At 58.3% G+C, this 22,852-nt stretch carries 13 protein-coding genes; 10 read left to right on the forward strand and 3 right to left on the reverse strand.

The genetic code is table 11. From position 1 onward, the window contains the following. Positions 1 to 73: 73 nt before the first annotated feature. From VK725_RS04935 to pgm, 3 genes are all read left to right on the forward strand, one after another. Positions 74 to 8,707: a GH36-type glycosyl hydrolase domain-containing protein gene (locus VK725_RS04935; protein WP_325316944.1), complete on the forward strand. Its 8,634-nt coding sequence runs from the start codon at positions 74 to 76 to the stop codon at positions 8,705 to 8,707. A gap of 8 nt (positions 8,708 to 8,715) precedes the next feature. After that, positions 8,716 to 9,402, forward strand: a complete 687-nt coding sequence (locus VK725_RS04940) for an HAD family hydrolase (protein ID WP_325316945.1) — start codon at positions 8,716 to 8,718, stop codon at positions 9,400 to 9,402. A 100-nt stretch (positions 9,403 to 9,502) separates the two neighbouring features. Further along, entirely contained in the window at positions 9,503 to 11,152 is a 1,650-nt protein-coding gene (gene pgm, locus VK725_RS04945) for a phosphoglucomutase (alpha-D-glucose-1,6-bisphosphate-dependent) (protein WP_325316946.1), read from the forward strand. Here pgm and VK725_RS04950 read toward each other — a convergent pair. Further along, positions 11,141 to 12,445, reverse strand: a complete 1,305-nt coding sequence (locus VK725_RS04950; protein ID WP_325316947.1) for a glucoamylase family protein — start codon at positions 12,443 to 12,445, stop codon at positions 11,141 to 11,143. The genes pgm and VK725_RS04950 overlap by 12 nt on opposite strands. Before the next feature lie 293 nt (positions 12,446 to 12,738). Here VK725_RS04950 and VK725_RS04955 point away from each other — a divergent pair, with 293 nt between their 5' ends. From VK725_RS04955 to VK725_RS04985, 7 genes are all read left to right on the forward strand, one after another. After that, positions 12,739 to 13,761 carry a cupin-like domain-containing protein gene (locus tag VK725_RS04955; protein ID WP_325316948.1) on the forward strand — a complete coding sequence of 341 codons (1,023 nt, stop codon included), beginning with the start codon at positions 12,739 to 12,741 and terminating at the stop codon, positions 13,759 to 13,761. A gap of 71 nt (positions 13,762 to 13,832) precedes the next feature. Further along, complete coding sequence (locus VK725_RS04960) at positions 13,833 to 14,831, forward strand: LLM class flavin-dependent oxidoreductase (protein WP_325316949.1); 999 nt, start codon at positions 13,833 to 13,835, stop codon at positions 14,829 to 14,831. Positions 14,832 to 14,944: 113 nt separating this feature from the next. After that, a complete protein-coding gene (locus VK725_RS04965) occupies positions 14,945 to 15,436 on the forward strand; it encodes a MarR family transcriptional regulator (protein ID WP_325316950.1) in 492 nt (163 codons plus the stop codon). 13 nt (positions 15,437 to 15,449) lie between these two features. Then, positions 15,450 to 17,576, forward strand: a complete 2,127-nt coding sequence (locus VK725_RS04970) for an FUSC family protein (RefSeq protein ID WP_325316951.1) — start codon at positions 15,450 to 15,452, stop codon at positions 17,574 to 17,576. Continuing rightward, on the forward strand, positions 17,566 to 17,763 hold the full coding sequence (locus tag VK725_RS04975; protein WP_325316952.1) for a DUF1656 domain-containing protein: 198 nt from the start codon (positions 17,566 to 17,568) through the stop codon (positions 17,761 to 17,763). Before VK725_RS04970 ends, VK725_RS04975 begins: the two co-directional genes overlap by 11 nt. A gap of 26 nt (positions 17,764 to 17,789) precedes the next feature. Beyond that, positions 17,790 to 18,839, forward strand: a complete 1,050-nt coding sequence (locus tag VK725_RS04980) for an HlyD family secretion protein (protein ID WP_325316953.1) — start codon at positions 17,790 to 17,792, stop codon at positions 18,837 to 18,839. Beyond that, the gene (locus VK725_RS04985) at positions 18,832 to 20,319 is read left to right on the forward strand and encodes an efflux transporter outer membrane subunit (RefSeq protein WP_325316954.1); all 1,488 of its coding nucleotides are present in this window, start codon (positions 18,832 to 18,834) and stop codon (positions 20,317 to 20,319) included. The genes VK725_RS04980 and VK725_RS04985 overlap by 8 nt, the downstream gene beginning before the upstream one ends. 39 nt (positions 20,320 to 20,358) lie before the next feature. Here VK725_RS04985 and VK725_RS04990 read toward each other — a convergent pair whose 3' ends face one another. Together VK725_RS04990 and VK725_RS04995 are read right to left on the reverse strand one after the other, a co-directional pair. Beyond that, on the reverse strand, positions 20,359 to 21,789 hold the full coding sequence (locus tag VK725_RS04990) for a hypothetical protein (protein ID WP_325316955.1): 1,431 nt from the start codon (positions 21,787 to 21,789) through the stop codon (positions 20,359 to 20,361). A 56-nt stretch (positions 21,790 to 21,845) separates the two neighbouring features. Next, positions 21,846 to 22,427 carry an acetate uptake transporter gene (locus tag VK725_RS04995; protein WP_325316956.1) on the reverse strand — a complete coding sequence of 194 codons (582 nt, stop codon included), beginning with the start codon at positions 22,425 to 22,427 and terminating at the stop codon, positions 21,846 to 21,848. Between the last annotated feature and the right edge of the window lie 425 nt (positions 22,428 to 22,852).

Raw genomic sequence — 22,852 nt, forward strand, 5'->3', positions numbered from 1 at the left:
CAAGGCGTGTGATGAACGACAGGGCATTACACCGTTCCTGTCGGAAGGTGGTATCGAAAACCGGACGGGAGCAATGTTCAGGATCGACAAGCCATCTTTGCTGCAAACCGCATTCCACACCCATCCGGCGGCTCGACACGCCGAGTCCGTGGCGGGCGAAGAAGCGATTGAGCCGACCTTGCGTGCGGAGCTGTTCAGTGCCGAACAGATGGAGCAGCACGGCATTACGCTCGCCAAGCAGCACAAACTCAGTCCACGCTCGTCGTCGGACCGTTTGCTCAAGCGACTCGATGAGAACGCAGGCATACTGCTGCAAGCGTGCGAGGCGCTTACCTCTGCCGCCAAGAGCAATCGCCGAATTTCGCCTGCGGGCGAATGGTTGCTGGATAACTATTATCTGATCGAAGAGCAGATTCGCATTACGCAGCGACATCTGCCTAAGAGCTACAACCGGGAATTGCCTCGTCTTGCACAAGACGATCCGGATGGTGTGCCGCGTGTCTATGTCCTTGCATTGGAAATCATCTCGCACGGCGACGGGCGCGTTGACGATGAAAGCCTCGGCCGCTTCATGGACGCGTATCAGACGGTGCAGCCGCTAACCATCGGCGAGCTATGGGCGATTCCGATCATGCTTCGCCTCGCCTTGATCGAAAACCTGCGGCGTGCCGCGGCACGCGTGCTGGCTGACTGGAATTATCGCGATCAGGCCAGCAAGTGGGCCGATATCGTTACCGAAATCGCTGAGCGAGATCCGAAGAGTGTGGTGATCGGCGTGGCCGATATGGCGCGCTCGAAACCACCCATGACCAGCGCCTTCGTGGCGGAGCTTGCCCGCCGCCTGCAAGGACAGAGCGCCGTGCTTGCGCTGCCGCTGACGTGGGTGGAGCAACGACTCGCCGAAACCGGGTCCAGTATCGAGCACGAGCTGCAGCTTGAAGCGCAGGAGCAGGCTGCCAACCAGGTATCGATAGGCAATAGCATCACCAGCCTTCGCCACCTGGGTGCGATCGATTGGCACACCTTCGTCGAGCGGCTGAGTATCGTCGAGCAAACCTTACGGGAGGACCCAGCTGGCGTCTACGCGGATATGGATTTTGCAACGCGCGATCAGTACCGCCACGTGGTGGAGCGTCTTGCAAGGTCCAGCGATCGCAACGAGGTCGAGGTCGCCAAGGTTGCCCTTGAGCTCGCGCACAACTGTGCATCGAGCAGCGCGGTGCCCGGTATTGGAGCACACGTCGGGTATTACCTTATCGATAAAGGGCTTCCCATTCTGGAGCGGGAAGCGGGCTATCGCTTTCACACGTTGATGTCGATGCGGCGCGCTTTATTCAGTGTCCCGTTGCTGCTTTATGTAGGCATGATCGTCGTGCTGACGCTGGCATTTACCGCGCCGATTATTCGTGTGGCGGCGCAGAATGATTTTCCTCTTTGGGGACTGATACTGCTTGTTGCGCCCACGTTGCTGGCGACCAGTCAGTTTGCGTTAGGTCTGGTGAACTGGGTTGTCACCGTCACGACAACATCCGCGATGTTGCCGCGCATGGATTATTCGCACGGTGTCCCGGAGACGGGGCGCACGCTGGTTGTCGTGCCCACCTTGCTTGGAAACACGCAAGACGTGGAAGACATGGTGGAAACACTGGAGGTGCACTTCCTCGCCAATCGCGACGAACATATTCACTTCGCGTTGCTCAGTGACTACAAGGACGCCGCCTCGGAGCATGCGGATGGCGACGAAGAACTGCTAGAACTCGCCAAACATCACATCGAATCGCTCAATGCGAAATATGCGCCGGGTACCGGCGATCGCTTCTATTTTCTGCATCGCCCACGTCGCTTTAACGCAGCCGACAAGGTCTGGATGGGACATGAGCGCAAACGCGGAAAGTTGACCGATCTCAACAATCTTCTCAGTACGGGCGATACATCGCCTTTTGAGGTGGCCATCGGGGCGGCCGACGTGTTGCGCAAGGTGAAATACGTCATCACGCTCGATGCGGATACCCAGTTGCCGCGCGATGCCGCGCAAGAATTCATCGGTACGATGATGCACCCGCTCAATCGGCCGATCTATAGCAAAAAGAAAGAGCACATGGTGCGCGGCTACGGCATTCTTCAGCCACGGCTCGGCATCAGCCTTCCCAGTTCGGCGCGTTCCGGTTACGCCATGCTGTTCGGAAGCGAGGTTGGCATCGACCCGTACACGCGAATGGTGTCCGATGTCTACCAGGACCTATTCAATGAAGGCTCGTTCATTGGCAAAGGCATTTACGAAGTGGATGCCATCGTCAAGGCATTGGAAGACCGCTTCCCCGACAACACGATCCTCAGTCACGATTTGATCGAAGGCTGTTATGCGCGATCAGGATTGCTGAGCGATCTTCTGCTGTATGAAGAATACCCTTCTGGCTATATCAGCGATTATCAGCGACGCCATCGCTGGATTCGCGGCGACTGGCAACTGCTGCCGTGGATGTGGCCGCGCGTTCCAACGCCGGAAGGGCATTGGAAAGCGAATACGCTAAGTCACCTGTCGCGCTGGAAGATTCTCGATAACTTGCGCCGTAGCCTCGTCGCGCCATCCTTCGTCGCACTATTTTTGGTTGCCTGGCTGTGCTTTGCGCAGCCGATAACCTGGACGATAGCGATTCTCGCGCTGCTCTTCACGTTGCCGCTGCTTTCATCGCTGTTGGCGCTCGTGCAGAAGCCTTACGACATCTCCATGCGTTCGCATCTGCAGGTGGCGATGATTTCCACCGGGCAGCATTTCATGCGAGCGGCATTCGGACTGATGGCGTTGCCGCATGAGGCTTATTACAGCCTCGATGCCATCCTTCGAACCTTGTGGCGCATGCTGGTCAGTCGCCGCAATTTGCTTCAGTGGCGAACATCGCGCGATGTCGAAAGAGATGCCGATTCCTCCATGTCACGCATCTATCGCGTGATGTGGATCAACCCCGTGCTGGCCGTTGTGGCAGGGGTATGGATATGGCATCTGCGGCACAATCACACGCACGCGTGGGCGCCGGCAGCGTTGATCGTGCTGCTTTGGCTGGTGGCACCGGCGCTCGTACGCTGGTCCAGCGAACAGCGCAGAGAAGTGGTGTTCACGCCATCGGGAAAGCAGCTGCAGTTTTTGCGCGGCTTATCGCGGCGAATCTGGGCCTTCTTCGAAACCTACGTCGGTGCGGACGACAATTGGCTTCCGCCTGACAACATGCAGGAAGTCCCCACGACCGTCGTGGCACACCGGACCTCACCCACCAATATCGGCCTGGGGCTGTTGTCCTGTCTGGCTGCTCACGATTTTGGCTTCATCACCACAGGGCGGTTGCTCGACCGCGTCAGCAAGACATTGCAGACGCTGCAAGGTATGGAGCGTTATCGCGGTCATTTCTACAATTGGTATGACACGACCACGGCACGTCCGCTCGCGCCGCACTACGTTTCATCGGTGGACAGCGGAAACCTGGCCGCGCACTTATTAACGCTACGCCCCGGTCTGCTGGCGTTGCTCGATGCGCCGATGTTCGATGTGAGCCTGTTGGAAGGACTGCGCGATACGCTGACGATCCTGCGCGAGGTGGCCCCGGGCGGACGTTCCAACAGCGCACTCACGAGTCTTCGCACCCATGTGCTGGAAACGCTGGAAAATCCGCCGCATTCGCTTGAACGCATGGCCGCTTATGTGCTGGAGTTTCAAACGAAAGTGGAGGAATTGCGGCCGCAGCTTCAAGGCGACGAAGCGTCCGAAACCCACTTCTGGTACGAACGGTTGCGCGAACAGATCCTGGACATAAGACAGGAGATGGAACTTGCGCTTGCCTGGACGACCGATTATCCGGAACTGCCGGACATTCCCACCTTGCGTCAGGTGCTGATAGCGACGGCCAGTTCAGGCACAAGCGATGAATCGGCAGGCCCGTTGGCTCGTCGCGAACTCATCATGCATCTGGCGTCGGTTGTGTCCGATCTGGCCGTGATGGACTTCAGTTTTCTGTATGAACATCGCAAGAAACTGCTGTCGATCGGTTACAACGTGGACGAGCGCCGTCTCGATGCCGGTTGCTACGATCTGCTTGCATCAGAAGCGCGCTTGGCATGCTATGTGGCCATCGCGCAAGGCCAGTTGCCGCAGGAGGGATGGTTTGCACTGGGCCGTTTGCTGACGACGACGGGCGGTGAGCCCGTACTGCTGTCATGGTCGGGCTCGATGTTCGAGTATCTGATGCCGACGCTCGTCATGCCCAGCTATGAGGGCACGCTACTTGATCGCACTTGCCGTGCTGCCGTCGACCGACAGATCGAATATGGAACGCAGACGGGCGTGCCTTGGGGCGTCTCCGAATCGGGTTACAACACCGTCGATGTGCACCTCAACTATCAATATCGCGCATTCGGCGTACCTGGCCTCGGCTTGAAGCGTGGGCTTGGCGAAGACATTGTCATTGCCCCCTATGCCTCGGTGATGGCACTGATGGTGGCGCCTTCTTACGCCTGCGCCAACCTCGAGCGATTGCTCTCCGAAGGAAGATTGGGGAGGTTTGGTTTCTACGAAGCCATCGATTACACGCCAGCGCGCGTGCCACATGGGCAGACGTCGGTGGTTGTCTGCTCGTTCATGGCGCATCACCAGGGCATGAGCCTGCTATCGCTGGCTTACATGCTGCTGGATCAGCCGATGCAGAAGCGTTTCGATACGGACCCTCAATTCCGTGCGAACGCGCTGCTGTTGCAAGAACGCGTCCCCAAAGCAGCGTCCGAATATCTTCGTGCAACCGGCCTGCAAATGATGAATCCCGTCAACCCATCGGCCGATACGACACTGCGCGTCTTTCAGGACCCCAACATGCCGCGCCCGGCCGTGCAGCTGCTGTCGAATGGCCGCTATCACGTGATGGTGAGCAGTTCCGGCGCCGGTTACAGTCGTTGCCGCGACCTTGCGATCAATCGCTGGCATGAAGACATCACCAGCGATAATTGGGGACAGTTCTGTTATTTGCGCGACGTGGAGACCGGCGAATTCTGGTCGACGACGTATCAGCCGACCTTGGCTAAGCCCGATCATTTCGAGGCCATTTTCTCCGATGCGCGCGCGGAATTCCGCGTGCGGATGGAGAATTACGACGCGCATACGGAAATTGTAGTTTCCCCCGAAGACGACATCGAACTGCGTCGCGTTCGGCTGACCAATCGTGGGCGCAAGCCGCGCACCATCGAAATCACGACGTATGCCGAGCTGGTCATCGCGCCAGCGTCGGCGGATGCGGCGCATCCCGCATTCAGCAATCTATTCGTAGAAACCGAATGGATAGAGTCGGCGCAGGCGCTTATCGGAACGCGCCGGCCGCGTTCCAATGACGAGCGCGTGCCATGGATGTGTCACGTCATGACGGTGCACGATGCACATGTGGACCTCATCTCGTATGAAACGGACCGAGCGAAGTTCATCGGTCGCGGCCGAAGTATCGCCAAGCCGATAGCGTTGGGTCGCTTGCCGTCGCATGACGCGCTGTCCAACACCGTCGGCCCCGTGCTCGATCCCATCATCGCCATTCGCGCGCGCATTACTTTGCCGCCAGAACATTCTGCGACGGTCGATATTGTCACGGGCATGGCCGACAGTCGCGATGCGTGTCAGCATCTTGCCGAGAAGTACCGGGATCGTCATCTGTCGGATCGTGTGTTCGATCTTGCCTGGACGCACAGCCAAGTGCTGTTGCAGCAGTTGAATGCCACGCATGCGGACGCGCGTCTCTATGAGCGCATGGCGGCTTCCATTCTTTATGCAAACACGTTGCTTCGCGCCGAATCGAGCGTGCTGATCGCCAACCGGCGCGGTCAATCCGGCTTGTGGGGGCAGGCGATTTCCGGCGATTTGCCGATCGTCCTGCTGCGCATTGGCGATACTGCCAATATCGACATTGTGCGGCAACTGGTGCAGGCGCATGCGTATTGGCGCCTCAAGGGGCTTGCGGTCGATCTGGTGATCTGGAACGAGGATCTGGCCGGCTATCGTCAGCAGTTGCAGGATCTTATTCTCGGCCTTATCGCATCGGGCACGGAAGCCAATCTCGTTGACCGTCCGGGCGGCATCTTTGTGCGTCCATCGCAACAGTTGTCCGTCGAAGACCGCGTGTTGGTGCAATCGGTGGCGCGCATCGTTCTTTACGACAACCGAGGCACGCTGGCCGAGCAGATCGAGCGTCGTCGCGTGGAATCGCAGCTGCCGCGTCTTACGATTTCGCGCACGCCACGCAGCGAGCAGACAGCGGCGCAAGACGACACACAAGCGCTGTTCGACACGTTGGAGCTGACCAACCGATATGGCGGCTTCACAGCCGACAAAACCGAATACGTCATTGCCTTGCACCCCGGCCATCCCACGCCCGCGCCTTGGGTCAACGTACTGGCCAACCCCGATTTCGGTTGCGTTATTTCCGAGGCGGGAAGCTCCTACACATGGGCTGAAAATTCACACGAATTCCGACTGACGCCGTGGGATAACGATCCCATTCGCGATACCTGCGGCGAAGCCATCTATCTGCGCGATGAGGAAAACGGACACTACTGGTCGCCGACGCCGTTACCGCATCGTGGAAAGGGTACGTATATCACGCGCCATGGCTTTGGCTACTCGGTTTACGAACACGAGGAAGACGGCATTCATTCCGAGCTGTGGGTGTATGTCGCCTTGCATGCGCCCATCAAGTTCTCGGTGCTGCGCGTGCATAACCGGTCCGGTCGTGCGCGGCGGTTGTCCGCGACGGGTTACGTGGAATGGGTGCTTGGTGATTTGCGCACCAAATACGCGATGCATATCGTTTCCGAATCCGATCCGGTGACGGGCGCATTGTTGGCGCGCAATGCGTACAACACCGACTTCCAGGGCAGGGTGGCGTTCTTTGATACGGACGCGGTAACGCGCAGCGTCACCGGCGACCGCACCGAATTTCTTGGCCGCAATGGCAGTCTGCGTACACCCGAAGCGATGGCGCGTGCGGGGCTGTCCGGCCGGCTAGGTCCCGGACTGGATCCATGCGCGGCGATACAGGTGCCGTTCGAGCTGGCCAAGGACGACACGCGGGAAGTGATCTTCCGCCTCGGCGCTGCACACGATGCGAAAGGCGCTACGGACCTTGCCAAGCGTTATCGCGGCTCGTCGTCGGCTAGCGTCACGCTGGAAGAAGTGCGTATGCACTGGCGCTGGACGCTCGGCAAAGTGCAGGTCAATACGCCCGATCCGTCCGTCAATGCCTTGGCGAATGGCTGGTTGATGTACCAGATCATTGCATCGCGCTTCTGGGGTCGCAGCGGTTACTACCAATCGGGGGGCGCCTTCGGTTTCCGCGATCAGTTGCAGGACTCCATGGCGATGGTGCACGCCAGCCCGTACAACGCACGCCAGCACCTGTTGCTGAGTGCTGCGCATCAATTCCTCGAAGGCGACGTACAGCATTGGTGGCATCCGCCGTCGGATCGTGGTGTACGCACACATTGCTCCGACGACTACCTGTGGCTGCCGCTCGCCACCAGCCGTTACGTGCATATCACCGCCGACACGGGCGTGATGGATGAACGCATCGGCTTCATCGAAGGGCGCCCTGTCAAGCCCGAAGAAGAATCGTATTACGACTTGCCTGTGCGCTCAGAGCAGAGCGCCACGCTATACGAGCACTGTGTACGCGCCATCGAAAGGAGCATGGCGCGTGGACCGCACGGTTTGCCGTTGATTGGCACGGGCGACTGGAATGACGGCATGAATCGTGTGGGTGAAAAGGGCACAGGCGAAAGTATCTGGCTGGGTTTCTTCCTCCACGACGTGTTGACCTCGTTTGTCAAAACGGCGCGTCGTCACCAAGACGAAGCGTTTGCAAAGCGATGCGAAGACGAGGCGGCAAAACTTTCTGCCAGCCTGGAAGAGCACGGTTGGGACGGTGAGTGGTTCCGTCGCGCGTATTTCGATGATGGAACGCCATTGGGGTCCAAGCAAAACGAAGAGTGCACGATCGACTCCATCGCACAGAGCTGGTCCGTGCTATCCAATGCCGTATCGAAGGAACGGCAACGTCAAGCGATGGAGTCGCTGGACAAGCATCTGGTCAAGCGTGAAGCAGGCATCATCCAACTGCTGGACCCGCCGTTCGATAAGACGCCACTGGACCCCGGCTATATCAAAGGCTACGTACCGGGCGTTCGCGAAAACGGCGGTCAGTACACGCACGCGGCGGTGTGGGCGACGATGGCTTTTGCCACCATGGGCGATGCGCGCCGAGCGTGGGAGCTGTTGCATATGATCAGCCCCATCACGCACGGCAGCGGCGGCGATCACATCGATGTCTACAAGGTCGAGCCGTACGTGATGGCTGCCGATGTGTACTTTGGCAAGCCCCATCAGGGACGCGGCGGATGGACGTGGTACACCGGTTCGGCAGGGTGGATGTATCGCCTCATCATGGAGTCGCTGCTGGGTTTGCGCGTGGAAGGCGAAGTGCTCTACATCGACCCGGTTCTTCCGTCGGACTGGAAGGGCTACAATCTTAGTTACCGTCATCGCGAGACGGATTATCAGATTGCGGTGCACGCGTCATCGGAAGAGTCGGGTCCGCGTCGCATTCTTCTCAATGGCGAACTCATCAATAATGATCGCTTGCCGTTGGTCGATGACGGCGGCGAACATCGTGTCGACTTTCACCTGTAAGTAAACGTATGAGCACTCCTTCTACTGTGTTTCTGCTGGACGTCGATAACACGCTGCTCGACAACGATCGTTTCGCTGAAGATCTTCGGGCGCAAATGAAAGAATTGTTCGGGCAGGACGAATGCGACCGTTATTGGTCGCTCTACGAACAACTGCGCGATACGGTGGGTTACGCGGATTACCTCGGCGCCTTGCAGCGCTTTCGTCGCGACAATGACGACCGTCCCGGCTTGCTGGCGATGTCGTCCTGGCTGTTCCACTATCCTTTCGAGAAGCTGGTGTTTCCGGAAGCGTTGTCGACTATCGAGCATCTCAACACGCTGGGGAAAGCAGTCATTCTTTCGGATGGCGATATCGTGTTTCAGCCGCACAAGGTTGAGCGTGCCGGCATCTATCAGGTGATACGTGGCGAGGTGCTGATCTTCATACACAAGCAACAAGCGCTTGATGTCATGCAGGCTCGCTACCCGGCGCGCCACTATGTAATGGTGGACGACAAACCCAATATTCTGGCTGCGATGAAACGCCAGCTAGGCGATCGGCTCACCACGGTGTTCGTGCGCCAGGGACACTATGCCGCGCAGGCCGACATGGCGACCATCCAGCCCGCGCCGGATCACACCATTTCCCGCATCGGCGATCTGCCGGAACTCGCGTCGCTCTTGGCGCGTACACCCATGACACCGGCTGCCTGAACGGACGACGACTGTTTCGGGCGTTGCACACACGCACCTAACAGTGTTTCGCAGGCCATCGCTCATAATGGTCGGACCCATGGATGCCTGAGGACAGTACGTGAACGCGAAGGTCGACAAGAACGCCGGGAAAGTTGCCCCCTCATCCATGCTGGTCGATGTGCGCAAGTTGCTCGATGCTTATGTCGATCTGCGTCCTGACCCGTCGGAAGCATCGCAGCGCGTGGCCTTCGGCACCTCAGGTCACCGCGGGTCGTCATTCGACCGCAGTTTCAACGAATGGCACGTGCTGGCCATCAGTCAGGCCATCTGCGATTACCGGAAGCAGAAGGGCATTACCGGCCCACTTTTCATCGGCATCGACACGCATGCGCTTTCGCGCCCGGCGTTCGAAAGTGCGCTGGAGGTGCTGGTCGCCAACGACGTTCCGGTGATGGTTTCGGCCGGTGACGAATACACGCCTACGCCCGCTGTATCTCACGCTATCCTCGTCTATAACCGTGGCCGCACGGAAGGTCTTGCGGATGGCATTGTCATCACGCCATCGCACAATCCTCCCGACAACGGTGGTTTCAAGTACAACCCGCCCAATGGCGGGCCCGCGGAAACCGATGTGACGGGCTGGGTTCAACAGCGCGCCAATGCATTGCTGGAAAAGCAATTGGAAGGCGTCAAACGCATCGATTTTGCGACAGCGCGTCACGCGAGCATCGTGCAAGAGCACGACTACCTCACGCACTATGTCGACGATCTTGCCAACATCATCGACTTCGACATCATTCGCCATGCAGGCGTGCATATGGCCGTCGATCCGCTCGGCGGCGCGGGCGTGCATTACTGGAAGCCGATTGCGGAGCGCTATGGCATCGACTTGACCGTGGTCAGTGAAACCGTCGATCCGACTTTCAGTTTCATGACGGTGGACTGGGATGGAAAGATCCGGATGGATCCTTCATCGCCCTATGCCATGCAACGTTTGATCGGCCTGAAAAACGACTACGATGTCGCGTTCGCATGCGATACCGATCATGATCGCCACGGCGTGGTGTCACGCAGCAGCGGCTTGATGCAGCCGAACAACTATCTTTCCGTACTGGTCGATTACCTGTTCCGCCAACGTCCGCATTGGAGCGCGCAGGCAGGCGTCGGCAAGACCGTGGTCAGCACGTCGCTGATCGATCGCGTGGCCAAGCGCCTTGGTCGCAAGCTTTATGAAGTACCAGTCGGCTTCAAGTGGTTTGCCGATGGTCTGTTCGACGGTTCGCTGGGTTTTGGTTGCGAAGAAAGTGCCGGCGCGTCATTGCTGCGCCGCGATGGGCGTGTCTGGACCACCGACAAGGATGGCATCGTTCCGGCGCTACTTTCCGCCGAGATGACAGCACGCGAAGGCAAGGACCCAGGTCAGCTTTATGTCGAGTTGACGCAGGCGTTGGGCAAGCCTTATTCCGATCGCATCGAGGCGCCGGCGAACGCACAGCAGAAAGCGAAGCTGTCGAAGCTTTCTCCCGATCAGCTGCATAGCAAGGAACTGGCGGGCGAGAAGATCGAGCAGGTGCTCGATCGCGCGCCTGGCAATAACGCTGCAATTGGCGGGATCAAGGTGATCGCTGCCAGCGGCTGGTTCGCTGCGCGCCCCTCCGGTACGGAGGAGATCTACAAGATCTACGCGGAGAGCTTCAAGGACGACGCGCATCTCAAGGCGTTGTTGGACGAGGCGCAGAAGATTGTCGATGCCGCGCTAGGCAGCTGATTCATCCAACCATCCACCGTTGAAGCCGGCCTTGCGAAGGCCATTGGTAATGCACGGCACGCCGCGCATCAGTTGCCACAGCATGCCCGTGTGGAAGTTCTCGATCATCGTGACGATAGGACCGATGTTCAGGCCGCAATGCCACTTTGATTTCCAGCCGCATGGACTACCTGGTTCGCCGAACGTCGGATTGAACGTGGAACGAAATCCGTAGCGATGGACATCGTGCAGGTTGAGCTTGTGCACGTAGTAATGCACGGCTGGCTCGACGATATCGGGCGCAAAGGGTAGGGATGTAGCAACAGACCACGGTGCGAGCGTGCCATCGTCCACGCCGTAGGGAGCGCCGCGTCCCACATAATCGAAGAACTCTCGCTGCACGCCATCGATGACCCGTGTCGCGGGCCCAGGGCCGTCACTTGCCGTAATACCCCAGCCGTGCGAACCGTATCCCTTGAAGCCGAGCGGATTGTCGATGGCGTATGCGCGGTGTATGCGTGTGGCGCGGCGGCTGTTCTCGAAATAATCGATGTCGTGCTTGCGCATGAAATCATCCTGGATGCCTTTCAGGTCCAGCCATACATGCGAGAGGTGGTGCGTAAACAGCGGCGCGGAGTAGAGGTATTCGATGTCGTAGCACTTCTTCCAGCTGAAGGTGGAAGCCCAATGGGTATAGGCGCTAGGGGGTGCCGGATGAGTCGGCGAGCCCAAGGCCAGCACGTGCAGCAACAACGATTCGTCGTACCCTTTCCAATCGAAAGGGATAAAGCCGCTCTCCGGCTTCCAGCCATGACGGATGCGATCGGCATCGTCCAGCAACCAATCCCATTCGACGCGGCGATACAGCACGTCGGCCAGTTCGCGTATCTGGCGTTCCTCTGACGTGTCGTCCTGAAAATAGGCCGCTGCGGCGAGCATGCCGGCGATCAGAAATGCCGTATCGACGCTCGAAAGTTCGCAGTGCCACGCGCGCTTGCCGGTTTGGAAGTCGAGAAAGTGGTAATAGAAGCCGCGATAGCCGGTCGCGTCTTCGTCTTCTCCTTGACGACTTGCCTTGAAGAAGCGCAGCGTCGCCAGCGTGCGCTTCGCTGCGGTGCGCCGATCCATGAAGGAGCGCTCGACCGCAATCGGATAGCACGCCAGCGCCAGACCGGTTGCCGCGATGCTCGCGGGCCAATCGGGTGCGTTCTTGTCCAGCACAAGGCCGTTGTCGGGGTTGGTTTCGTATTCAAAGTACGCAAAGGCAGTACGTTGAACATGGCGGTGCAAACTGCTTTCGGTTGACACATTCACCTTGGCATTCCGATAGAGGTGTTTTCACGCGGGCCCGCGGCGGGGTAATGGGCGACTGTTCCATGGCTGAAGTGGACCGCACGTCAAACTTGATACTTAAAGTAAATTCTAGAAATATATTTCTATATATATCAATTAATTATGTAATTTATATGAAGTAATTTCACCTTGTGCGGTCAGTCGTGGGGCCGGCTTGGCCGAGGCAAAAATCCGGTGACGGCATCCACTTCCCGATATCGAAGACTGCGCTAAGCTCGGTGAAAAACCGCCGTGCGGCATGGTGAGGGGATGTCATGGCAACCATCGAATTGAGACCTGTGGTTCACGTCGACAACGAGTGGCGTCGCTGGATCGCCGAGAATCTTTTGCTCGACGGTCCGCCGCAGGACATTTACGAGCAGATGATGCGTGCAGGCATTCCGCACGACGAAGCCGTGCTTGAGCTGCAACGGGCCATGGCCAGCCCTTACATCGTTGGCGCGCAACGACTGCGCAACCGCCTGGCCAAACACGATTGGATCTTGGACGCGCAGCGTCGCATGAATCGCCTGCGCGAGGCCGAGGTGCCTCGCCGCCACAAGCTTTCGCGTGATGAGTTTCTCGACGCGTATTACACCGCCGGTCGTCCCGTCATCATCACCGGGATGATGGAAGATTGGCCTGCGATGTCCAAGTGGAGTCTCGATTACTTCAAGGATCGCTGCGGCGATCGCGACGTGGAGATTCAGTTCGGTCGCGATTCGGATGCGCAATACGAGCTACGCAAGACAGCGCATCGTAAAACGATGTCATTTGGCGATTATGTGGAGCTGGTGCGCAACGCAGGCCGCAGCAACGATTTCTACATGACGGCCTATAACGAAGGAAAAAACCGCACCGCGCTCGCCGAATTATGGGACGACATCGTGCAGATTCCCGAATACCTGACCGGCGAAGGCGCGACACAAGGCTTCCTGTGGTTCGGCCCGCAGGGAACGATCACCCCGTTCCATCACGATCTCACCAACAATTTCATGGCCCAGGTCATGGGGCGCAAGCGCATCTTGTTGATGCCTGCGTGCGAGATCGGGCATGTCTATAACCATGAGCATTGTTTTACCCATGTGGACGGCCGTCAGATCGACCTGGCACGTTACCCACGTATGCGCAACGTACAAGTGCTTTCCTGCGTGCTGAATCCCGGTGAGGTGCTGTTCCTGCCGGTCGGATGCTGGCACTTTGTAGAAGGTCTGGAGATGTCGGTAACGGTGTCGTTTACCAACTTCCTCTGGGATAACGACTTCACCGGCGAATATCCGCAGCAGCAGGCCTTCTAAACGATTCGCAAGGAGGGATAGAAACCTCGCGACGAGCCCCCACATAGGGAGCTGGTCAACGAGTCTTCGCCATGATTCCCTTTTCCGTACTCGATCTCGCTCCCGTTACCGAAGGCAGCACCACGCAGCAGGCTTTCGCCAACTCACTCGACCTGGCGCGCTGGACAGAGCAGCTTGGCTACACGCGCTACTGGCTTGCCGAACACCACAACATGCCTGGCATCGCGAGCGCGGCCACGGCGGTATTGATCGGGCACATCGCAGGTGGAACGTCGCGCATCCGCGTCGGGGCAGGCGGCATCATGCTGCCCAACCATGCGCCATTGCAGGTGGCCGAACAGTTCGGAACGCTGGCCTCGCTGTATCCGGGTCGCATCGATCTGGGGCTGGGGCGCGCACCGGGAACGGATCAACCCACAGCACGCGCCTTGCGCCGTTACTACGAGGGCGCAGAAACGTTTCCGAACGATGTGCAGGAACTGCTCGCGTATTTCGAGCCCGCCGTGCCGGGACAAGCCGTGCGCGCCGTGCCGGGCGCCGGATTGGATGTGCCTGTCTGGTTGCTCGGCTCCAGTCTGTTCAGTGCGCAGCTTGCCGCAGCGTTGGGCCTGCCATTTGCCTTCGCCTCGCACTTCGCGCCTGATCAGATGGATGAGGCTCTAAGGCTGTATCGGCGCGATTTCAAGCCGTCGTCACGCCTGAGCAAGCCTTACGCCATGCTCGGCGTGAACGTGGTGGCCAGCGAGAGCGATGAAGAAGCGACGCGGCTGTTCACGACGCAGCAGCAGAGCTTCATCAATCTGCGCCGTGGCCGGCCTGGCTTGATTCCGCCGCCGATTGACGACATCGAGACCTACTGGACGTCTACCGAGAAATTCGGCGTCGAACGTGCGCTGGCCTGCGCCGTCGTGGGTAATCCGCAGACCGTCAGGGAAGGGCTGGCCGCGTTTATCGAACGCCATCAACCGGACGAATTGATGGTGACGGCCAACATATTCGATCATGCTGCGCGCAAGCGCTCATTTGAATTGGCGATGCAGGCGCGTAGCGCGTTGTCCGCAGCCGCCTGAATAAATCCGTCAGACTACTCAGCCGATGCCTGCCCTTGAGGCAGCATCGGCTTATTTACTTTTATATAATACATTTATAAAATATATATAACTGAATAATAAGGGGTGCGGCCATGAGCGATTTTGCGTCCACGGAGCAGCGCCTGGCCGTCACTTGCCGCCGTTACCCCGATTTTCCGCGTCGACCCGGCGTGCTAGTGCGGCTGATCAAGCACATCCATATGTTGCTAAACGACGAAGCGAACGCGTTGTTGAAGCCGTATGGCGTGAACCACCCGGAGTACAACCTGCTGATGATGCTGTATGGCACGGCCAGCGGTACGATGTCGCCTTCGGAGCTGGCCGATGCAACGGGCGAAAAATCGGCGAACATCACGCGGCTAACTAATGAATTGACCGATCAAGGATTGATCAGCCGCAATGCTAGTGCAGACGACCGGCGCAAGGTTGAACTGAGTTTGACGCCAAAAGGATTGGCGCTGATCGAAAGTTTTCTGCCGGATATTTGTGGGTTGCTGGTAAGGCAGGGGCGTCATCTGGCTGTCTCCGAACAGGTTCAGCTTGAAAAGCTTCTGAAAAAGTTCTTGAGCGGATTGGCAGATTGAGGCGGTCATCGTCATGTCCGTAACCGATGTCAATGCAGTGACACCCACGACGCGCGATGTCGTCGTCACGACTTTGCGTGACGAAACCCAAATCTGGCTTTTTGTCGCCAAGACCTTGCTGGCTTTTTTCCTCACCGGCTGGCTGGCGATGCGTTTTGCGCTGGACCAGCCTTCCACGGCCATGCTCACCACCATCCTTGTTGCCAACCGGCAGTCCGGCATGGTGCTGGCGAAGAGTTTCTACCGTGCAATCGGAACGCTCGTTGGCGCGTTGGCTGCGCTGGTCATCGTGGGTCTTTTCCCGCAGGAACGCGTACTGTTTCTTGGGGCGTTGTCGCTATGGGTCGGCCTGTGCGCGGGTGGGGCAACGCTCAATCGCAATTTCAAGGCTTATGGCTTTGTGTTGGCGGGCTATACCGCGGCCCTCATTGTCATTCCCGTCGTCAACAATCCGCCCGCCGTATTCGATGCGGCGGTGGCGCGCGTCAGCGAAGTGTTGCTCGGCATTCTGGTATCCGGTGTCGTCAACGACGTGGTGTTCCCTAGCCACATCCGCGCCATCATGCGACGGACGGCGCGAGAGCAATTTGCTCACTTCATGCAGTTCGTAGAGCGAGCCGTGACCGGCCAGACAGCGCGCGGCGATATTGAAAATGCGCATCTGCGCTTTGTGCGCGATGCGGTAACGCTGGAGGATATGCGAAGCTCCGTGATCTTCGAAGATCCCGAGGCACGCGCACGTAGCGGTCACATCCTGCTTTTCAATCAGCGCTTCATGGCAGCTTCGACCAGCCTGCAATCCTTGCATCATCTGATCAATCGGCTTCAGCGCAATGGGCGCAACGTACCTGCCAAGGCGCTGATTGAACTCTATGCGCCGCTGGGCGAGGCACTCGATATACCGATCGATGCCGATACGTCGGCAAAGTGCATCCTGCCAAGACTGGATGCGGCTCGTCACACGATCGCTGATCACATAGCCGTCATGCGCGCAAGCCTTCAAACCGATCAGGACATCCAGGATTTCGACACCGGCGCAGACCTGGTGCATCGCTTCGCCGATGAACTGTACGCATTTACCGATACGGCCGCGCTACTGCAGACTCCGGGTGGCATTACTGGCTCCGCGGTGCGAATCCGTTTCACGCGTGGCAACGATATCTATGGTGCAGGGCTCGCGGTACTTCGCGCTTCGATGACGATGGCGGCGCTCTCTGTATTCTGGATCGTTTTGGCATGGCCCTCTGGTGCGTCAGCCATGGTGATCGCCACTGTCTTTGCCGGATTGTTCGCATCGAGCCCAAACCCGATCAAGGCCGTCAACTCTTTTCTTATCGGCTATGTGCTGGGTGCGTCCGCGAGCTTCCTATGTGAGTTCTACGTGCTCACGAATATGGATGGCTTTGGATTGCTGGTCGCTGGTTGCGCGCCATTCCTGATGATCGGTGCATTGCTGATGGCACGGCCGTCGACGACGGGCATCGGTACGGGGTATCTGATCGGGTTTACCAATCTCATCGCCCTGAAAAACCCGATGGTGTACGACCCGGTTCGCTTCTTGAACGAGACAGTTGCTCAGCTGGTCGGTGTCGGATCGGCATCGATCGCCTTCACCTTTGTGCCCTCGACCATTGGCAGTCCATGGTTTCTTCGCCGCCAATTCGAACGTCTGCGTCGGCAAGTGTGCGTGGCTGCTGAAGCTCCATTGCCTGGATTGCTCGATCGCTTTGAAAGCACAAATCACGACCTCTTCAGTCAGATCGTGGCGCAGACCGAGCGAGGGAGCGACGCATCCCGTTCATTACTGGCGTGGGCGCTTTCCGTGCACGAGACCGGGCGTGCGCTGATCCAGCTGCGCTATGACCTTGCCGAGCGGCAATGGCCAGAGGGCGTTCACCGTGCGATTGCGCCGGCCATCGGTGCGCTGGCAAAACTGTACGAAAACCCGACAACGCCCGCTTACATACAGGCGCGCGATGCACTCATCGGTTCGATTTCGCAATTGAACCAGTTCGAAGGCACGCAGCCGTTGCTTGTGCATTTACACCTGATTCGACTGGCGTTGTTGGATGACAAATCTGTGCTTGTCGACTATATGCCACGAAAAAACCAAAGCGATGGAGTCAGTCATGCCACGTGAAATCGCTATCGACGGCGTGCTAATCCCCGGATTGCTGGTCTGGTTTCTGATTTCGCTGTTGTTGTTGTTTTTAATCGACATGGTGATCGGCCGATTTGGCCTGTATCGCTATGTCTGGCATCCGGCGCTGTTCCGGTTGGCCCTGATCGCGTGCATCTTCGGCAGCATTGCGCTGCTGCTGTATTAATGGCGAATGTCCCGACTGTGACCTCTATGAAAACTGCCCAGTACATCCGTGTTGCTTTAACTGCTTTTGTGTTGCTGCTGGCCGTGCTAATCGGCTGGGCGCTTTGGCGGCACTACTTTTTTTCGCCCTGGACACGAGACGGGCGTATCCGGGCCTATATCGTGCGCATCGCTCCGGACGTGCCCGGTTTGGTGACTCAGGTAAACGTCGTCGACAACCAGACAGTAAAGAAGGGCGACGTGCTTTTTGTCATCGACCAGGCGCGTTATCAGGATGCGCTCGATCAGGCCAAGGCCAATCTTGCGGCGGCCCAGGCGAAATTGCGTGCGGCGGGTGCCGATATCGATGCAGCGAAAGCCAGCACGGAACAAAGCCGCGCCAACCTCGATATGTACGCTGCGCAGTCCAGACGCCGTCAGGCGCTGTCGGATGTCGTATCCACGGAAGATCGTGCCAATGCGGCAGCAACAGCCGATGCGTCACGCGCCGGCTTGAACAAGGCGCAAGCGGGGCAAGAGCAGGCCATGGCCGGTCAGCAGCTGGCGCTGGCCGCCGTAAAACAGGCCGAAGTCGAACTTGCAACCGCGCAGCTCAATTTCGACCGGACCAACGTGCGCGCCTCGGTGGATGGCTACGTCACCAATTTGCTTGTGCGCGTGGGTGACTATGCGACGGCAGGCGCGCCTCGCCTCGCACTGATCGACAGTCACTCCTACTGGATCGATGGCTATTTCGAAGAAACCAAAATGCCGCATATTCGCGTTGGCGACCCGGTCGATATCCGCCTGATGAGCGGCGGCACGCATTTGAATGGCACGGTGGAAGGCATTGCGCGCGGTATCACCGATTCGGCCGATCCGTTGGGTGCGGACCTGCTAGCCAACGTCAATCCCACCTTCAACTGGGTGCGTCTTGCACAACGCGTTCCGGTGCGAATACGCATCGACACCGATCATATGCCTGCGGGCACCGTGCTGGTGGCAGGCATGACGGCCACGCTGATCGTGCATCCGGACGGGCACAAAGAGCATGGCGACGCATCACGGGCAACCACGGATGCATCCGGCAATGACTGACATGCATCGCTTCGGACCCATAGCCATGGCAACGACGTTGTGCGTCGCACTGGCAGGTTGCGTGACGCCGGGCGGCTTGCATCCCACCGGTGCAAGACTCGATGTGAACAGTTTGAAGACTGAGCGCAGCTTGGCCAACGTCACTCTAAGCCCCACGGCGTGGCCGAAAAAGGATTGGTGGGAGGATCTCGGCGATCCGCAGCTATCGGAACTGATCAACGAGGCACTGCACACCAATCCGAGCCTCGACGAGGCTCAGGCACGTGCCAAGCTGGCTGAAGCAGTGGCCGCAAGTCTCGACGCAGCACGAGCGCCGCAAGGCGAGTTGGATGCCAATGTCATTGGTGCGAGGCTTTCAGGCAAAGATCCGCTTTTCCCCGAATACGCCATCGGTTCGTTCGCGTGGAGCAAGACCGTTACCGCGGGTTTTTCATGGGATCTGGATCTGTGGGGCGGCAAGCGCGATGCATGGGAAGCGGCACTTGGCCGCAGTCGCGCCGCAGAACTCGATGCCTATGCGGCGCGTATCGAACTTTCGGTGAATGTTGCGCGCGCTTACGTGAGCCTTGGCTACGCCTTCGCAGTACAGGATGTCGCCGAACACGAGCAGCAGCGCACGGCGCAATATCTCGCATTGACGCACCGACTGGTTGAGGGCGGCCTTGGCACGCCGCAACAGGAAGCGCTAGCCGACTCGCAAGCAGCGAGCGCCGAGCAAGAAAAGGCGCAGGCCGATCGCGCCATCGATGCGGCACGCAGCAGTTTGTCCGTATTGCTGGGGCAGGGGCCTGACCGCGGGCTGGATATCGGACGGCCGCAGATGCTCGATGGAGGCAAGCTTGTTTTGCCCGACGCACTGTCGGTAAACCTGATGGGCCGCCGCACCGATCTGGTCGCCGCACGCTGGCGTGTCGAAGCGGCATCGCTGGACATCAAGGCAGCCAGAACCCAATTTCTTCCGAACATCAGCTTGAGCGCACTGGCGGGATTTGTTGCAGTCGGCAACGTCAACGTCCTGCAGCTGCCAGCGCGTGAGTACGAATTCGGCCCCGCGCTCAGCCTGCCGATTTTCGATGGCGGTCGCCTGCGCGCCAATCTTGCATCCGCGAATGCGGGTTACGATGAAGCCGTCGCGCGATACAACACGCTTTTGATCGGCGCCATCAATCAGGTCTCCGATCTTGTTTCCGCACTGAATTCGGTACACACGCAAATTGCACTGGAAAAGCGTGCGCACATCGACGCCCAGAAAAGCTGGGACGATGCTTTCAAAGGCTACAAGGGCGGTGTGACGGGGCCATTGACGCCGCTGATCAGCCGTCAGCAACTGCTGCAAACCGAGCAGCAGTTGGCTGCGTTGCAGACGCTGCAGGCTGATCTGTCCATTCGCTTGATCGACGCCTTGGGCGGTGGTTACGGCGCCGATGCGTCCAGCGGTGCGCCGTCAGCCAGCACATCGGCGCAAGCAACTGCCCGTTGAGTGACGACTGGCCATCCGTGGCCAGCTCGTGTCACATCGTCAGAACTTGTAGAAGGCGCTCAGATTAACCTGATTGCCGCTAGTGTTGATGCGGTTGTCACCATTGGTCGTCGTCAGGAGGATCGAGTGAATCCATTCCAGCGCGAACGAATAGTCGCCGACGGTGTATTCCACATTGGCCGCGTACATATGATTTTTCAACAAACCGGTTGAGCCATTGCCCATCCAGCGAATCACGTCACTCGCAGTCGGTTTGCTGAGCGCGTAGAACAGGTTCGCGCTCCAGTGTTGCGTGAACTTGTAGCCGCCTGATACGTAGCCACCGTCATCCTTGATATCGCCGAACTGGGAGAGGTCGCCAAAAATCTCGCCGATGCCTCGGCCGGTGTAAAGCACGCTCTTGAACACCCAAGGTCCGGGTGTCCATTGCCCACCAACTTCGAACGCTTCGCTGCCAAATTCACGTTTGACCGGCGTCGGCTCTGTTCCCCCTACACCGGCAAGATCGATCTGGCTGTAATGCGCGGCAGCAAAAAACATCCATTCCTTTTCCTGTTCGACATGCAGTTTCGCTTCCACTTGCGGACGGAAACCTGCATTGCCTGCCGTCAGGTAATTGATATTGCTGCCTGGGCCGTTCCAATTGCCTTCAAACACGCCAACGTCCAAACGCCACGCGGGCCCGGTCGAACCGTGATTGAGATCCTGCGACCAGATGGCGCCCGGGAAACGCCAGCCAATGATGCCGGCGCCATAAGCCAGCGGAAACGCGATATGGCTCAGCGAATCGGGTAGGTCGTCCAACGGGAACATCAAGTCCCACATCTGGCCTATCTTTACCGTGCTACCGGTGACTGGATCTTCCAACACCATGTACGCCTGACGCAGGCGCGGTAGCGGTTGTTGCTGCGAATACGCGCCGGTGCCGTTATTGCCACCGAAGAAATCCATTTCCAGGTGCGCACCGCCGGTCCAGTCGCCAGCGATTTTGGCACCCGTCAAATCAAACATGAAACGTGTGTTGCGCACATCGACACCGCTCAGCGAACCCTTCGATCCCGGTATCGGATATTCCGCGTTCTGACCATTGCCGAAGGTGTAGTTCTTGGTCTGCGAGAACGCCGTGGCGTCAATAAAGCCATTGAAAGAAACCGACAAACCATTGCCCGCGGTAAACGATGGTTTGGATGGCGGCGGTACGGCGGCAATGGCGGCTGCCTGCGTCTGTTGCACTTGCTGAGTCTGTTGAATCTGCGTTTGCTGTTGCGTTTGCTGACTCTGCAATTGCGTCAGTGCCGCGTGCAACGTCGCCAGATCTTGCTGTTGTTGGTTGAGTTGCTGTTGCTGTTTTTCGACGATGGCTTTGAGCGCCTTGATCTGCGCGTCTCTGCTTTGCGATTGTGCAAAAACTGGGGCCGTAACGGTTAGCCCAAGGGCGGTGAGGGCCAGGAATAATGCATGCCGTTTCATGGATGTCTCCCTTCATGAAACCGTAGGGATGTGAATGCGCGAGCATTCACGCCGGTTTATCGAGAAGCACCTGGAGCGCCAACGGGAAGAACCACGCGATGGTGCGTCTCGTTGATTACTTCGGCTGCCGACAAATAGAACGCTAGCAAAGCCGTGATCAAACCCACGTAACCGCCGGCGGTATGTAAACCAGCCATGCCGGTCCATTCGCCTGCTGCAAGCAAGAAGAACGTGATCCACAAAGCGAGAAAGATCAATTGCAACGCGCGCGCGGCGCGTAGCGAAGCGATCCACATGTAGAACGTGAAAATACCCCACATAAACAGGTACCAGCCGACAAATGCACCGGGTACCTTGTCGTGAAGAAACAGGACGAATAGCGCGAACGACCACCAGAACGCGCCGTAACTGACAAAGGCGGTGACACCAAAGGTATTGCCGCGTGGCAGTTCCATCACGCCGGCGATGATCTGCGCGGTGCCGCCGTAGGCGAGTGCGACCGCCAGGACCATATTCATGCTATCGCCGGTGAACCAACCGGCATTGATCATGCTCAGCAACCACGTCGTCAATGCAAATCCGGCCAAACCCAGCGGCGCCGGATTCGAGAATCGCGCGACTGTCTGTTCGTTGCTCATTGCAAGAACCTCCCCGGAAATGAACGGAGCTGGCGCTCCACGAATTGCGAAGTTTGTAAGTCTCCTCAAGCCAATCGCTACCGGTGCGAAAAATCTCCCCAGACAAGGGCACCGGGTTGATGCTGTACACGACCATCACCAGGTCAGTGGAGTCACCGTCGACAAACGTGATAGTCGTGGTTACGCGAAAAGCGTCTTGTAGTCTGTCCCGTTGTCGCCAAGGCGTCGATCGATTCAAACCGAGCCTGTTTTGCTTTACCTGTGCGTTGGACCCTGCTTCCCGCAGATCGCTCAGCAAATTTGTTGCGCTGCGACAGCGCAAGCGAATTGTTCAGCGAAACATGCATGAACAAGCGCACTTTACCGGATTGTGACGGCCGCGGCACGCATCCAGTGCGCAAGAAATCGAAAGGTCTGTGCAATCT

The organism is Dyella sp., from assembly GCF_035486915.1.
Taxonomy (GTDB): domain Bacteria; phylum Pseudomonadota; class Gammaproteobacteria; order Xanthomonadales; family Rhodanobacteraceae; genus Dyella_B.

Bases quoted from the DNA above. Each gene is read 5' to 3' on its own strand.
- VK725_RS04935 (WP_325316944.1), top strand. From the start codon at position 74: ATGTTCAGGATCGACAAGCCATCTTTGCTGCAAACCGCATTCCACACC.
- VK725_RS04940 (WP_325316945.1), top strand. From the start codon at position 8,716: ATGAGCACTCCTTCTACTGTGTTTCTGCTGGACGTCGATAACACGCTG.
- VK725_RS04955 (WP_325316948.1), top strand. From the start codon at position 12,739: ATGGCAACCATCGAATTGAGACCTGTGGTTCACGTCGACAACGAGTGG.
- VK725_RS04960 (WP_325316949.1), top strand. From the start codon at position 13,833: ATGATTCCCTTTTCCGTACTCGATCTCGCTCCCGTTACCGAAGGCAGC.
- VK725_RS04965 (WP_325316950.1), top strand. From the start codon at position 14,945: ATGAGCGATTTTGCGTCCACGGAGCAGCGCCTGGCCGTCACTTGCCGC.
- VK725_RS04970 (WP_325316951.1), top strand. From the start codon at position 15,450: ATGTCCGTAACCGATGTCAATGCAGTGACACCCACGACGCGCGATGTC.
- VK725_RS04975 (WP_325316952.1), top strand. From the start codon at position 17,566: ATGCCACGTGAAATCGCTATCGACGGCGTGCTAATCCCCGGATTGCTG.
- VK725_RS04980 (WP_325316953.1), top strand. From the start codon at position 17,790: ATGAAAACTGCCCAGTACATCCGTGTTGCTTTAACTGCTTTTGTGTTG.
- VK725_RS04985 (WP_325316954.1), top strand. From the start codon at position 18,832: ATGACTGACATGCATCGCTTCGGACCCATAGCCATGGCAACGACGTTG.
- VK725_RS04990 (WP_325316955.1), bottom strand. From the start codon at position 21,789: ATGAAACGGCATGCATTATTCCTGGCCCTCACCGCCCTTGGGCTAACC.
- VK725_RS04995 (WP_325316956.1), bottom strand. From the start codon at position 22,427: ATGAGCAACGAACAGACAGTCGCGCGATTCTCGAATCCGGCGCCGCTG.